Below are 13,853 nucleotides of genomic sequence, written 5' to 3'. Positions count from 1 at the left end.
AAGGGCCGGACACCCGCTCAGGCGGTGCCGTGGCGGGCCCGCGCCAGTTCGCGCTGCTCGCGCCGGTGCTTCAGCCAGTCGGAGAAGCGCTCCATGTACAGGTAGATCACCGGCGTGGTGTACAGCGTCACCAACTGCGACAGCAACAGGCCGCCGACGATCGACACGCCCAGCGGCTGGCGCAGCTCCGAACCGATGCCGGTACCCAGCGCCAGCGGCAATGCGCCGAGCATCGCCGCCGCCGTGGTCATCATGATCGGGCGGAAGCGCAGCAGGCAGGCACGGCGGATCGCATCGTGCGGCGACAGCCCCTCGCGCTGCGCCTCGATCGCGAAGTCGATCATCATGATCGCGTTCTTTTTCACGATGCCGATCAGCAGCACGATGCCGACAATGCCGTCCACCGACAGGCTGAAGCCGCACAGGATCAGCGCCAGCAGTGCGCCCACGCCGGCCGGCGGCAGGGTGGAAATGATCGTGATCGGGTGGATGTAGCTCTCGTACAGCACGCCCAGCACGATGTAGATCACGATTACCGAGGCGAGCAGCAGCAGCACCTCGTCACCCAGCGAGGAGGAGAACTCCGCCGCCTTGCCGACGAACTCGCCACGCACCTGCGGCGGCAGGTTCTGCTGCTTCACCGTCTGGTTGATCGCATCGACCGCCTGCGACAGCGAATAGCCCGGCGCCAGGTTGAACGAGATGGTCACCGCCGGCAGCTGCTGCTGGTGGCTGACCACCAGCGGCGCACTGGTGTACTCGGCGCTGGCCAGCGACGAGATCGGGATGCTGCCGCCGGCGCCGACCTGGAAGCCGACGTTGCCGGTGTTGCCGATGCCCGAGGGCGTGGCCGAGTTGCTAGAGGTGAGCTGGCCGAAGCTGGTGGCGTTGGAGCCGGTCAGCGCGCCGTTTCCGTTGCCGCGCACGGTGAGCTTGTTGAGCAGATCGGTGGTGTTGCGGAACTGTGGCGCCACCTCCAGCACCACGCGGTACTGGTTGAGCTGGGTGAAGATGGTCGAGATCTGGCGCTGGCCGAACGCGTCGTACAGCGTGTCGTCGATGGTCTGCACCGGCACCCCGAGGCGACTGGCCTTGTCGCGGTCGATGGTGAGCTTCAACGCATTGCCGGAGTCGGCCAGGTTGTTGTCCACGTCGGCCAGCGCAGGCAGCTGGCGCAGCGTCTGGGTCAGTTTCTCGGCGTAGCCGGACAGCTCCGAGGCATTCACGTCGGACAGCGAGTACTGGTACTCGGTGGCCGAAACGCGGCTGTCCAGCGTGACGTCCTGCACCGGCTTGAGGTAGAGCGCCACGCCCGGGATATTGGCCACGGCGGCCTGCAGGCTGGGCAGCACCTTGTCCAGGCCGCCGCGTTCGGAACGGTCCTTCAGCACGATCGACAGCTGGCCCTGGTTGAGCGTGGGGTTGATCGAGCCGGCGCCGATGAACGCGGCCACGCCGGTCACGGCCGGGTTCTTGCGCAGCGCGTCGGCGACCGCCTTGGTGCGCGCCTCCATCTGCGGGAACGCGACGTTCTCGTCGGCCTGCACCACGCCGGTAATCAGGCCGGTGTCCTGCTCTGGCAGCAGGCCCTTGGGGATGGCGATGTACAGGAACACGGTGAGCACCACCGCCGCACCGGCCACCAGCATGGTCAGCCGGCGATGGTCGAGCACCCAGTCCAGCGTGCTGGCATAAAGATCCACCGTACGCGTCCACAGGTCGCGCTTGCCGCCGACGGCATGGCGCTCGTGGCTGTCGTCGCCCGGCGGCAGCTGGTCGGGCTTGAGCAGGTAGGCGCACATCATCGGCGTCAGCGTCAGCGACACGAGCATCGAGATCGCCACCGCGATGGTCAGCACCCAGGCGAATTCGTGGAACAGGCGGCCGGTGACGCCGGGCATCAGCAGCAGCGGCAGGAATACCGCGACCAGCGACACGGTAAGCGACAGCACGGTGAAGCCGATCTCCTTGGCGCCGATCTCGGCCGCCTCCTTGCCGCTCTTGCCCTGTTCGATGTAGCGCACGATGTTCTCGATCATCACGATCGCATCGTCCACCACGAAGCCGGTGGCCACGGTGAGCGCCATCAGCGAGAGGTTGTCCAGCGACATGCCGGCGAACGACATCACGCCGAACGTGCCCATCAAGGACAGCGGCACCGCCACCGACGGAATGATCGTCGCCCACAGCCGGCGCAGGAACACGAAGATCACCGCCACCACCAGGAAGATGGTCAGGATCAGGGTGAACTGCACGTCGTGCACCGAGGCGCGGATGGTGATGGTGCGGTCGGCGAACACGTCCAGGTGCACGTCGGCCGGCAGCACCGCCTTGAGCGACGGCAGCGTCGCGCGGATCTGCTCCACCGTCTTGACGATGTTCGCGCCGGGCTGGCGGCGGATGTCCAGCAGTACCGCCGGCTTGCCGTTGGCCCAGGCGGCGAGCTGGTCGTTCTCCACGCCGTCGACCACCTTGGCCACGTCGGACAGACGCACCGGCGCGCCGTTCCTGTAGCTGATGATGGTGTTCTTGTACTGCTGCGCGTCGACCAGCTGGTCGTTGGTGCCGATCGAGTAGCTCTGCGTCTTGCCGTTGAGCGTGCCCTTGGGCGCGTTGACGTTGGCCTGGCTGAGCGCGCTGCGCACGTCCTCCATGGTCAGGCCGAGGTTGGACAGCTGTGCCGGATTCACCTGCACGCGCACCGCCGGGCGCACGTTGCCGGCGATCGACACCAGGCCCACGCCCTGCACCTGCGACAGCTTCTGGGCAATGATCGAATCGGCCAGGTCGTTCACCTCGCGCAGCTGGCGGCTGTCGGAAGTGAGCATCAGGGTGAGGATCGGCGCGTCGGCCGGATTCACCCGGTTGTAGACGGGCGGATACGGCAGGTTGTTCGGCAGCGTGCCCTTGGAGGTGCTGATCGCCGCCTGCACGTCCTGCGCCGCGATGTCGATGTCGCGGTCCATGTTGAACTGCAGCACGATCGTCGACAGGCCGGCGGAGGAGTCCGAGCTCATCATCGCCAGGCCGGAGATCTGTCCGAACTGGCGCTCCAGCGGCGTGGTGACCAGGGCCGCCATGGTGGCCGCGCTGGCGCCGGGATACTGCGTGGTGACGACCAGACTGGGCGCGTCGATTTCAGGCAGTGCCGACACCGGCAGCTGGCGATAGCCGAGCACGCCCAGCAGCAGCACCGCCACCATCAGCAGCGAGGTGGCGATCGGGCGTCGGATGAAGAGCGATGAGAATCCCATGGTGTCCTGGTCTGCCGTCAGTGGCGGGGCCCCGGCCCCGCCCTCGGTGGATGCGCGGGTGCCGGACACCCGCACGCCGGGGCCGGCTCCGCCGGCCACGGCGATCGATCATCGTCAGCCGCGGTGACCGCGGCGACCACCTTCCTTCGCGCCCTGTGCCGCCTTCTTCAGCTCGGCCTCGGTCGGCGCGGCGGGCACCTCGCCCGGCTTGAGCGCCTTGACCTTGCTGCCGGGCTTGAGGCGGAACTGCCCCTCGGTGACCACCTGCTCGGCGGCCTTCAGGCCCTGGGTGACCATCACGTGGGTATCGCCCACTTCCTGGCCGGTGGTCACCGGCTGCATCTTCACCGTGCTGTCCGGCTGCAGCAGGTACACGTAGTCGCCGTCCGGCCCGCGCTGCACCGCCTGCGACGGGATCACCAGGCCGCCCTGCACCGTGTTCACCTTTAGCCGCACGTTGACGAACTGGCCCGGGAACAGGGCGTTCTCGTCGTTGGGGAACTCGGCCTTCAGGTTGAAGGTGCCGGTACTGGTGTCGATCTGGTTGTTGATCACCTTCAGCACGCCCTTGCCGGCGATCACCTTGCTGCCGGCGCTGTCCAGCGCCGCCACCTCCAGCGGCTCGCCGCGGGCCTGCGAACTGCGCACCAGCTCCACGTTCTGCTCCGGCAGCGGGAAGATCACGTTGATCGGGTGCACCTCGGTCAAGGTGACGATGCTCGAGCTGGTGGTGACGATGTTGCCCGGGTCCACGCCGCGGATGCCGGCCAGGCCGGTGATCGGCGCGATCACCTTGGTGTAGCCCAGCTGCACCTTGGCATCGTTGATGCTGGCCTCGTCCGCCGCCACCGCGGCCTCGTACTGGCTGACGGTGTTGCGCAGCGTGTCCATGTCCTGCTTGGAGATGTAGCCCTGCTTGGCCAGGTCCAGGCTGCGCGCCAGGTTGCTGCGCGCCGTGGAGAGCTGCGCGGCATCCTGTCCCTTGCGGGCCACCGCCTGGTCGTAGGTGGCCTGCAGCGAGCGCGGATCGATCTCGGCCAGCACCTCGCCCTTGTGCACTTCCTGGCCCTCGGTGAAATTCAGCTTCATCAGCAGGCCGCCGACCTGCGGGCTGACGGTCACTGTGTTGAGCGCCTGCACCGTGCCCAGCGCGGTGAGGTAGACCGGCACGTTCTGCACGGCGACCGGCTCGACCGTCACCGGCACCGGCTCGTCCTTGCCCTTGCCCTCGCCCGGCGCACCCGGCTGGCCGGACGGCGCGCCGGCTTGGCTGCGCCCCGCGGCGCCAGGCTTGTGCACGAGGCGAAGACCGACCGCGCCCACCACGAGCACGGCAACGACGATCAGCGCGATCTTCCAAAAACGCGACATGTGAAACTCCCGGGTTCAGACGGCGAGGCTGGGGGCCCTGCGCGCAAGGAGCGCGCCCTGCCTTGGGTTGTGGCTGGGAAAAGGATAGGTGCACTGCAACGAGACCGGACACTGCCGGTTGACATGGTCGAGCTATGACCGATGGCAGGGTGGAGGGTTCGCGGGGTGAGTGCCACGCCGCGCCGCAGCAGGCGCAAGATACCGCGCGCCGCCCGCCGCCGCCATGCGGACGCGCTGAAAGTTGGCCGGGGCTTCGTCTATACTCCCGCGGTTGCCACCGAACCGGGTCCGACGGGGACCCGCGGTGTCGCGCCGGGGGATTCATGGTGGCCCCGCGGCTCCTCCCATCGACTGGAGTACGTTCGTGAGCGGTTCCCTGAGCAAATCCGATCAGAGCTTCATGCGCCAGTTCTCCTGGCTGATCGCAGGCCTGGCTGTGCTGACCGTGTTGCTAATCGCCCTGGGCTGGACGATCTACAACCACGAACCGAAGGAAACCAACCCGGTCGCCGCCAAGCAGCTTGCCGCGCGCATTGCGCCGGTCGGCGCGGTGTACTCGGGCAACACCGGCCGTGCGGCGATCGCCGCCGCCGCGGAAGCCGCGGCCAAGGCGGCCGCCGCACAGGTGGCCTACGGTGGCACCACCGACGGCAAGACCATCTACGGAAACCTCTGCCACAGCTGCCACACCGCCGGCGTCGCCGGTGCGCCCAAGCTTGGCGACAAGGCCGCCTGGGCGCCGCGACTGGCACAGGGCATGGCCACGCTGATCAAGCATGCGACCGAGGGCTACCACGGCCCGGACGGCAACTTCATGCCGCCCAAGGGCGGCAACCCGGCGTTGACCGACGCGCAGGTCAAGGCCGCAGTGACCTGGATCACCGACCAGGCCAAGTAAGCCGCACCCTTCCGCGATCGAAGAACGCCGCCCCGACCGGGCGGCGTTTTTTTATGCGCCGTCGACGCCTCTGGTCGCCTGCCAGTCCCGCGCGAAATCCAGCAGGTCAGGGAAGAACGCCTCGAAATGTCCGGCCAGCACGGGAGCATTCGCCTGCAGCACGGGCAGGGCGTCGGCGAGCGGATTGTCACGGCGCAGTCGCTGGCCGATCCCCGCCAACGCCCGCCCGACCACCTCCGGCCGCGCGTAGGTGGCCGGCAGATCGTTCACCTGCATATAGGCGAGAAAGCGCGCCAGGCCGGGCGGCAGGCTCGCCCGGTGATCGACCAGCAACTGGCGCAGGTGACCGGAGAACGCATCCAGCGACGTCGACGACCATCGGTCGAAATCGCGCGCCAGCAGATGATCGAACCACACGTCCAGCAGGATCCCCGCATAGCGCCGGAACGGCGGTTCCAGCCGCGCCTTGGCCGCCAGCACCTGCGGGTGTGCATCGGTGTAGGCGTCGATCGCCCGGTGCAGGCGGATGCCGGCCGCGACCCCGGCCGACCAGTCCGCCTCCGGTGCGCCGCGCACGAAGTCGCCGAGCATGCCGCCCAGGCGCAGCGCCTCGTCGTTACCGGCCAGCAGGGCGTGGGCAAGATGGTTCATCGCCTGACCCAGATGCGGCCGCCGCGGACGGGGGACAAGCCGCGCGGTTATCATGCTGCAGATGAACATTGCCGCCCTGCCCCATGATCCGGCCCGGTTCCCCGACGAGGCCGCCAGCTTCATGCTCACCGGCCCGGCCGGCGAGCTGGAAACCATCACCGACCTGGCCGAGCGCCCGGGTGCCCGCCGCGGCGTTGCCGTGATCTGCCACCCCAATCCGGTGCAGGGCGGCACCATGCACAACAAGGTGGTGACCATGGTCGAGCGCGCGCTGCGCGAATCCGGCCTGGACACGGTGCGCTTCAATTTCCGCGGCACCGGCGCCTCGGAAGGCCAGTACGACCAAGGCAACGGCGAAGGCGACGACCTGGCCGCGGTGGTCGACTGGGTGCGCCGCGTGCGCCCCGGCGAAGACCTGTGGCTGGCCGGCTTCTCGTTCGGCAGCTACGTCACCATCCGCAATGCGGTGCGACTGGGCGCCCACGCGCTGATCAGCATCGCGCCGCCGGCCGGGCGCTGGCCGTTCGACGGCTTCGAGATCCCGCGCTGCCCCTGGCTGGTGGTGATGGGCGAGGAAGACGAGGTGGTCGACCCGCAGGCGGTGTTCGACTGGATCGACGGCCTCGAGGTGAAGCCGGAGCTGGTGCGCATGCCCGAGACCGGCCACTTCTTCCACCGCCGCCTGATGGACCTGCGCGGTGCGGTGAAGGCCGCCGCGCGCCGCTGGCTGCCGCCCGAACGCCACTGAGTCCGACCGCCGATGCCTGAGACCATCGCCGGCGCGCCCAGCGCGCGCTACCACGAGGGCGTGATCGCGCACCGCTGGGAAAGCGACCCGGCGCAGCTCGCCGTGCTGCCCGAGTTCGACCGCATGCATACCGCGCTGAGCGCCGTGCCGGAAGCCCCGGGCTTGTTCGGTCGGCTGAAGACGCTGCTCGGCAACGATCCGGCCGCCCCGGTGCCGGGCCTGTACCTGTGGGGCAGCGTGGGTCGCGGCAAGACCTTCCTGATGGACCTGTTCGTGGCCAGCCTGCCGGCCGGGACCGCGCTTCGGCGGCACTTCCACCGCTTCATGGGCGAGGTGCACGCGGAGCTGCGCGCGCTGGGCGAGCGGGCCGACCCGCTGGTCGAGGTCGCCGCGCGCATCGCCAGACGCTGCCGGGTGCTGTGTCTGGACGAATTCCTGGTCAGCGACATCGGCGACGCGATGATCCTGGCCAACCTGCTGGACGCGCTGTTCGCCCGCGGCGTCACGCTGGTGACCACCTCCAACACGGTGCCGGCGAAGCTCTACCGCGACGGCCTGCAACGTGCCCGCTTCCTGCCGGCGATCGCCCTGCTGGAGAAGCACTGCCACGTGGTCGAGATGGTGTCGCCGCACGACTGGCGACTGCGCGCGCTGACCCAGGCGGCGGTGTATCTCACTCCGCCCGGCCCCGAGGCCGAACGTGCACTGGCACGCATCTTCGCCAGCCAGGCGCAGGAAGACGCCGAGGAAGATACCCCGATCGTGCTCAACGGCCGCGAGATCCCGGTGCGCCGACGTGCCGAGGGCGTGCTGTGGTTCGCCTTCGACGCGCTGTGCGACGGGCCGCGCGCGGTCGCCGACTACATCGCGCTGGCGAAGTCTTCGGCCACGATCCTGGTGTCCAACGTGCCGCAGTTCACCATCTACAGCGAGGACGCCGCCAAGCGCTTCGTGCAGCTGGTGGACGAGTTCTACGACCGCCGCGTCAAGCTGGTGCTGTCGGCCGCCGCACCGATCACCGAGCTGTACGACGGCGAGCGTCTGCGCGCCGAGTTCGGCCGCACCGAGTCGCGGCTGATCGAGATGCAGAGCGAGGAGTATCTCGCCGCCCCGCACCGCCCCGAATAAAAAGACGGCCGCCATGCTGGCGGCCGCTGCAGGAAACGCCTGCGTGGCGGGCTCAGAAGCGGTAGCCCACGCTCACGCCATAGATCCAGGGGTTTACCTTCACTTCGCCGATGCCGGCACCGTTGAGCTCGACCTTGCTCTTCCAGTCGAAGTAGCGTGCGTCTGCCCGCACGAACACGTTGTCGCTGGCGTACCAGTCCGCGCCGAACTGCCCGACGAAGCCGTCCGCGCCCTTCACGTTGAGCGTGGTGCCGGCGATCGGGCCGGTGGTGCGCTCGCCGCTGACGTTGACGAAGCCGTAGCCGGCGCCGATGAATGGGCGCACCGGGCTATCCGGCAGGAAGTGGTACTGCGCCGTGAACAGGTACGGCATGTGCTTGATGCTGGCCGACTTCGCCCCGTCGAGGCTGACGTCGTGCTTGAACCTGGTCAGCGGCAGCCAGGCTTCGGCGCTCCAGTTGGCGTCGAAGTTGTAGCCCACGGTCAGGGTCGGCTCGGAGTCGCTGTTGATGTCGCTGCGGAAGACTCCGGCCAGGGTGCCGTTGCCGCTTTTCGGGTTGACGTAGTGATAGCCGATCGCACCATAGAAGCCTGCGCCCGGGGCCTGCTGCGCCTGGGTCACACCGGTGGCGGCCATCAGCAGGACACCGGCGAGGATTGCGGGGGAAGCGACTTTCATGGGGACTCTCCAAGGAAGGGGCGGGAAAGGACCGCCGGATCTCCTTGCGATTCGGCGGCCTGCTTACGGATCGCCCCGCCCAAAGGACTGAACCTGCGCTAAATTCAACTCATACGGGGCCGCGGGCGAGCAGGCGAGGATGGACGAGTGACCGTGCACGATTCGGGATCCATGGGGCTGGCGGGAAGCGCGCTCGACGTTCCGTCGGATGCCACCCGCGAGGCGTTCGGCGAAGGGTTCGCGGTGCCTGGTTTCGACGCGGTGGCCCGTCTGGCCGCGCACTCGCTGCATGTGCCGCTGGTGTCGCTGGTGCTTTCCACGGGCAGCGCATTCTGGTTCAGCGCCGATGCGCACCGGCCCGACTCCCCGCATGCGCTGCATCCGCGCTATCTGGAAGCCACCCGGCAGGGCCAGACCCAGGTCGTGCCCGACACCGAGGCCGACACGCGCTTCGGCGGGGCGCCACTGCTCACCGACATCGGCCCGACGCGCATGCGCTTCTTCGCCAGCGAGCCGGTATACACGCTCAGCGGCCAGCACGTGGGCGCGCTGTGCGTCATGGATTACTCGCCGCGGGACGGGCTCAACGAGAGCGAGTGCGCGGACCTGCGCGACGCGGCCCGTCTCGCCGGCACCGGCCTGGTGCTGGGCAGCTACGTCGGCCGCATCGATCCGGTGACCCAACTGCCGCACCGCAATGCCTTCTTCGAGGATCTGCGGGCACGCCAGCGTGGCGGCGCGCACCAGGCCTGGCTGATTGCGGTCGACGTGGCACCGGTCAGCCGTTTCAGCGCCTTCATCCGCGCCATGGGTCATGCCTACGCCGACGAACTGATGCGCGACGTGGCGGCTCGCGTGCAGGTGTGGATGCCCGAACACACCCACCTCTACCAGGTGGGTACCAGCCGTTTCGCAGCGATTCTTCCCGGTTCGGTGGACGGCCTCGATGCCGCACGGATGGACGAGCTGGTGCATCGCCTGCGCCAGCCGTTCGACTGCCTCGGCATTCCGCTGTGCGTCCAGCCGGGCGTGGGCCTGCTCAGCCTGGACATCCATCAGCTGGAGGGCGGCGATCCGCTGCGGCTGGTGATGAGTGCCTCGCATGCCGCGCAGGAGAGCGTGCGCGGCTGGGCAACCTACGAACCGAGCGACGACGAGCGCCACCGGCAGGAATTCTTCCTCGTCACCGAGCTGGCCGCCGCGCTCAACGAGCGGGCGGAGCTGGACCTGCATTACCAGCCGCGGGTCGACCTGGCCAGCGGCCGCTGCATCGCGGTGGAGGCGCTGGCGCGCTGGCAGCACCCGACCCAGGGAACGATCCCGCCGGGACGCTTCATCGAGCTGGCCGAACAGGCGGGCCTGATGCGCAGCCTCACCGAATGGGTGCTCGATCACGGCGTGGCCCAGCTCGGCCTGTGGCAGCGCGCCGGACTGGACCTGAAGCTGTCGATCAATGTTTCCAGCAGCGACCTGGGCACCGAGCTGATCGACCGTCTGCGCGAAGCCGCCGGCCGCCATGCGGTGGCGCTGGAGGCGCTGGAGCTGGAGGTCACCGAGGGCACCCTGCTGGAACATTCGGACACCACCCGCGAGATCCTCGCGGCGATCCGCGCACTGGGCGTGGGCATCGCCATCGACGACTTCGGCACCGGCTACAGCAACCTCACCTCGCTGCGCGAGATGCCCGCGACCAGCCTGAAGATCGACCAGTCGTTCGTCCGCGGGATGGAAGCGAGCCCGCACGACGGGGCGATCGTGCGCTCGATGACCGAGCTGGCGCGTGAGCTGGGCTTCCGCGTGGTGGTCGAGGGGGTGGAGACGGCCAGCATTTTCGCATCCGTGCAGGGCATGGCCTGCGACGAAGTGCAGGGTTACCACCTGGCCAGGCCGATGGCGGCGGCGGAGCTGCCGGACTGGCTGGCGCGCCACGACGTCGCCCGCTTTCGCCGCCCGGCCGGGTGAATCGGCGCCCAATCGGCAGCGAGACGCTTTGCCCAGCGTGACCGGTGCCACAGCCCGAAGGCCGCCATCCCGTCAAAGTGCGGCATGCCCGCCCTCCCCCTACGCTCCCGCCCCCCCATGTCAGACACTCCGCCCCCGCGCGACCAGGTGTTCTCGCGCCCGCTGCGCCCGCGGGTGCACCCGGCCGGCGCCGGCGGACGGCTGCGCCAGTTCCGTCACGATGCCTTCGATCGCGACATGTCGCCGCTGCTGGTGGTCGACCACGTGCAGTCGGCCGGTCCGGACAGCCAGCCGGCCCCCCACGCGGGGTTGTCGGTGGCGACACTGCTGTTCGAACACGCGCAGGGCGCGATCGAGACCGAGGACAGCACCGGGGCACACCAGACGATCCGCCCGGGCGACCTGCACTGGACCTTCGCCGGTCGGGGCCTGGTGCGCCGCGCGTCGGCCGGCGACGACACACTTTCACTGGATGCCCTGCAGCTGCTGGTGAACTCGCCCGCGGCGCTCAAGCAGCAGGCGCCGGCCAGCTTCCATCTGGCCGCGGCCGATGTGCCGCAACTGGTTCTGCCCGGCACCCGCATGCGCCTGCTCGCGGGCCGCTTCGGCGAGCAGGTCTCTCCGCTGGAGCTGGTGCTGCCGCAGCCGATGCTGATCCTGGACGGCCGCATCGACGGCGGCGCGAGCTTCCCGCTGGAGTTGCCGGCCGGCTGGAACGCCTGGTGCTATGCCGTCTCGGGCGAACTGGCGGTCGCCGCCGACGGCGCCGCGACTCGTGCACTGCCGGCGACTACCGCAGTGATCGCCACGGCAACCAGCGACGACGTGGTGCTGCGCATCCTTGGCGTCGGCACGCGCTCGCACCTGGTGGTGGTGGCCGGCATGGCGATCCACGAGCCGCTGGTGCAGCACGGCCCGTTCGTGATGAACACCCGGCAGGACGTGATGCGCGTGGTGCGCGACTACGAGGCCGGACGACTCGGCCAGCTCTGATCCCCCGGCGCTCCGCTCAAACTTCGCGTGCCGCCAGCTCGGCGGTCATCGCCTCGCGCATCAGGTACTTCTGCACCTTGCCGGTGACCGTCATCGGGAACGCGTCCACGAAGCGCACGTAGTGCGGCACCTTGAAGTAGGCCAGGTGGTGGCGGCAGTAGTCCTGGATCTCCGCCTCGCTGGCGTGCTCGCCCTCACGCAGCTTCACCCAGGCACAGGCCTGCTCGCCGAACTTCGCGTCGGGCACGCCGAACACCTGCACGTCCAGCACCTTGGGATGGGTGTAGAGGAATTCCTCGATCTCGCGCGGATAGATGTTCTCGCCGCCACGGATGATCATGTCCTTGAGCCGGCCGACGATGCGGCAGTAGCCGTCATCGTCGATCGTCGCGAGATCGCCGGTGTGCATCCAGCCTTCGGCGTCGATCGCCTCGCGGGTGTTCGCCTCGTCGTTCCAGTAGCCGCGCATCACCGAGTAGCCGCGCGTGCACAGCTCGCCCGGCTCACCGCGCGGCACGGTCGCACCGGCCTCGTCGACCAGCTTCACCTCCAGGTGCGGATGGATCCGCCCGACGCTGTCCACGCGCCGCTCCAGCGGATCGTCCGGCACGGTCTGGAAGCTCACCGGGCTGGTCTCGGTCATCCCGTAGGCGATGGTCACCTCGGCCATGTGCATGCGCTCGACCACCTGGCGCATCACCTCCACCGGGCACGGCGAGCCGGCCATGATGCCGGTGCGCAAGGTCGACAGGTCGAACTCGGCGAAGCGCGGATGCGCCAGCTCGGCGATGAACATGGTCGGCACGCCATGCAGGCCGGTGCAGCGTTCCTCTGCCACCGTTTCCAGCGTGGCCAGCGCATCGAAACCCTCGCCGGGAATCACCATGCAGGCGCCGTGGGTGACACAGGCCAGGTTGCCCAGCACCATGCCGAAGCAGTGGTAGAACGGCACCGGGATGCACAGCCGATCCTGCTCGGTCAGCCGCATCGCCTCGCCGACGAACCAGCCGTTGTTGACGATGTTGCGGTGGGTCAGCGTGGCGCCCTTCGGTGCGCCGGTGGTGCCGGAGGTGAACTGGATGTTCACGGCGTCGTCCGCCGACAACGTGGCCTGTACGGTACGCAGAGGGGCCATCGCCGCGTCGTCGGCGGCCAGATCGGTCCAGCGACGCGCGCCGGGGACGGGCTCGTCGTCCAGCACGATCACCTCGCGCAGTCCCGGTAGCCGCTCCGCGTGCAGCTGGCCGGCGGGCGCATCGCCCAGCTCGGGCGCGAGCTCGATCAGCACGTCGAGGTAGTGCGAGGTCCTGAACCGGCGCGGCAGCACCAGCGCGCGGCAGTCGACATGGTTGAGCGCGTAGGCCAGTTCGTGCGCGCGGTACGCCGGATTGATGTTCACCAGCACCAGCCCGGCCATCGGCGCGGCGAACTGCAGGACCACCCATTCCGCCCGGTTCGGCGCCCAGATGCCGATGCGCTCGCCCGGTGCCAGGCCCAGCGCGAGCAACGCGGCCGCGACCCGTTCCACTTCGGCATGCAGGTCACGGTAGTCCAGCCGCACCTGCTGGCTGCGCACCACCAGCGCCGGGCGCTCCGGCCATCGCGTGGCGATACGCGCCAGCAGGCCACCGACGGTGTCCTCCAGCAGGGGCAGGTCGGTGGGGCCGGCGATGTGACTGGGCGAGGCTTGCATGGCGGGTTCCATCGGATGGCGTGGCGCTGCACCGGAAGCGACGGCGGTGCTACCGTCTGGCGGCCGAGTCGACCCACGGACCGATCATGCCAAACCTGCTTGCCCTCGCGTTGCTGATGGCCCCCGCGGCTGCCGCTGCCCCCGCCGAGGATTTCCACGACCGCATCGTGCAGGGCCGGCTGGCCGAGGCGGCCGCCACCGGCGCGCCCTACCAGAAGGCGCTGTGGGCCAAGATCGGCGACCCGATGACCGATGTGCTGAAGGGTTGCATCGCGCACAACCGCAACGTGGACAAATCACCATTCACCCTGGTCGCCGACATCCAGGCCGACGGTCATCCAGTCCGGGTGGACGTGCAGCCGGCGACGGTGCTGGCCACCTGCCTGGCCGGGCAGTTCGCGGGCTGGACGCTGCCGCCGCCGCCGAAGGACCCGAAGCCCTACCCGATCGAGATCGACGTCAGCATCACCCACTGA

11 protein-coding genes are annotated in these 13,853 nt (G+C 69.0%); 6 read left to right on the top strand and 5 right to left on the bottom strand.

The window, feature by feature from the left end; all coding sequences use genetic code 11:
• Positions 1-17: 17 nt before the first annotated feature.
• Both NC595_RS03040 and NC595_RS03035 read right to left on the bottom strand, forming a co-directional pair.
• A complete protein-coding gene (locus NC595_RS03040; protein WP_253564796.1) occupies positions 18-3,254 on the bottom strand; it encodes an efflux RND transporter permease subunit in 3,237 nt (1,078 codons plus the stop codon).
• Between the two features lie 114 nt (positions 3,255-3,368).
• Complete coding sequence (locus tag NC595_RS03035; RefSeq protein WP_253564795.1) at positions 3,369-4,625, bottom strand: efflux RND transporter periplasmic adaptor subunit; 1,257 nt, start codon at positions 4,623-4,625, stop codon at positions 3,369-3,371.
• Between the two features lie 376 nt (positions 4,626-5,001).
• On the opposite strand from NC595_RS03035, the gene NC595_RS03030 reads away from it, so the two are divergent.
• A complete protein-coding gene (locus NC595_RS03030; protein WP_425493076.1) occupies positions 5,002-5,523 on the top strand; it encodes a c-type cytochrome in 522 nt (173 codons plus the stop codon).
• 51 nt (positions 5,524-5,574) lie between these two features.
• Here the strand turns inward: NC595_RS03030 and NC595_RS03025 are convergent, their stop codons facing one another.
• Complete coding sequence (locus NC595_RS03025) at positions 5,575-6,174, bottom strand: acyl carrier protein phosphodiesterase (RefSeq protein ID WP_253564794.1); 600 nt, start codon at positions 6,172-6,174, stop codon at positions 5,575-5,577.
• A gap of 61 nt (positions 6,175-6,235) precedes the next feature.
• Between NC595_RS03025 and NC595_RS03020 the strand changes: the two genes are divergently transcribed.
• Entirely contained in the window at positions 6,236-6,922 is a 687-nt protein-coding gene (locus NC595_RS03020; protein WP_253565688.1) for an alpha/beta hydrolase, read from the top strand.
• A gap of 12 nt (positions 6,923-6,934) precedes the next feature.
• Positions 6,935-8,050 (top strand): cell division protein ZapE, encoded by a 1,116-nt coding sequence (gene zapE / locus NC595_RS03015; RefSeq protein ID WP_253564793.1) that lies wholly within the window; start codon positions 6,935-6,937, stop codon positions 8,048-8,050.
• A gap of 52 nt (positions 8,051-8,102) precedes the next feature.
• Here zapE and NC595_RS03010 read toward each other — a convergent pair whose 3' ends face one another.
• A complete protein-coding gene (locus tag NC595_RS03010) occupies positions 8,103-8,729 on the bottom strand; it encodes an OmpW/AlkL family protein (RefSeq protein ID WP_253564792.1) in 627 nt (208 codons plus the stop codon).
• Positions 8,730-8,876: 147 nt separating this feature from the next.
• Between NC595_RS03010 and NC595_RS03005 the strand changes: the two genes are divergently transcribed.
• Together NC595_RS03005 and NC595_RS03000 are read left to right on the top strand one after the other, a co-directional pair.
• Positions 8,877-10,691 (top strand): sensor domain-containing phosphodiesterase, encoded by a 1,815-nt coding sequence (locus NC595_RS03005; protein WP_253564791.1) that lies wholly within the window; start codon positions 8,877-8,879, stop codon positions 10,689-10,691.
• A 117-nt stretch (positions 10,692-10,808) separates the two neighbouring features.
• Positions 10,809-11,684, top strand: coding sequence for a pirin family protein (locus NC595_RS03000; protein ID WP_253564790.1), 876 nt, complete (start codon positions 10,809-10,811; stop codon positions 11,682-11,684).
• A 16-nt stretch (positions 11,685-11,700) separates the two neighbouring features.
• Here the strand turns inward: NC595_RS03000 and NC595_RS02995 are convergent, their stop codons facing one another.
• Positions 11,701-13,377, bottom strand: coding sequence for an AMP-binding protein (locus tag NC595_RS02995; protein ID WP_253564789.1), 1,677 nt, complete (start codon positions 13,375-13,377; stop codon positions 11,701-11,703).
• Between the two features lie 86 nt (positions 13,378-13,463).
• Between NC595_RS02995 and NC595_RS02990 the strand changes: the two genes are divergently transcribed.
• Complete coding sequence (locus tag NC595_RS02990) at positions 13,464-13,853, top strand: peptidase C13 (protein WP_253564788.1); 390 nt, start codon at positions 13,464-13,466, stop codon at positions 13,851-13,853.

It is taken from the genome of Dyella lutea, assembly GCF_024158035.1.
Taxonomy (GTDB): Bacteria; Pseudomonadota; Gammaproteobacteria; order Xanthomonadales; family Rhodanobacteraceae; genus Dyella_A; species Dyella_A lutea.
The sequence above is the reverse complement of the archived record's forward strand: the minus strand, read 5'-3'. Positions and strand labels throughout refer to the sequence as shown.

Excerpts from the sequence above, each read along its gene's own strand:
- NC595_RS03010 (WP_253564792.1), bottom strand. The coding sequence starts at position 8,729 with ATGAAAGTCGCTTCCCCCGCAATCCTCGCCGGTGTCCTGCTGATGGCC.
- NC595_RS03020 (WP_253565688.1), top strand. The coding sequence starts at position 6,236 with ATGAACATTGCCGCCCTGCCCCATGATCCGGCCCGGTTCCCCGACGAG.
- NC595_RS03035 (WP_253564795.1), bottom strand. The coding sequence starts at position 4,625 with ATGTCGCGTTTTTGGAAGATCGCGCTGATCGTCGTTGCCGTGCTCGTG.
- NC595_RS03025 (WP_253564794.1), bottom strand. The coding sequence starts at position 6,174 with ATGAACCATCTTGCCCACGCCCTGCTGGCCGGTAACGACGAGGCGCTG.
- NC595_RS02990 (WP_253564788.1), top strand. The coding sequence starts at position 13,464 with ATGCCAAACCTGCTTGCCCTCGCGTTGCTGATGGCCCCCGCGGCTGCC.
- NC595_RS03000 (WP_253564790.1), top strand. The coding sequence starts at position 10,809 with ATGTCAGACACTCCGCCCCCGCGCGACCAGGTGTTCTCGCGCCCGCTG.
- zapE (WP_253564793.1), top strand. The coding sequence starts at position 6,935 with ATGCCTGAGACCATCGCCGGCGCGCCCAGCGCGCGCTACCACGAGGGC.
- NC595_RS03040 (WP_253564796.1), bottom strand. The coding sequence starts at position 3,254 with ATGGGATTCTCATCGCTCTTCATCCGACGCCCGATCGCCACCTCGCTG.
- NC595_RS02995 (WP_253564789.1), bottom strand. The coding sequence starts at position 13,377 with ATGCAAGCCTCGCCCAGTCACATCGCCGGCCCCACCGACCTGCCCCTG.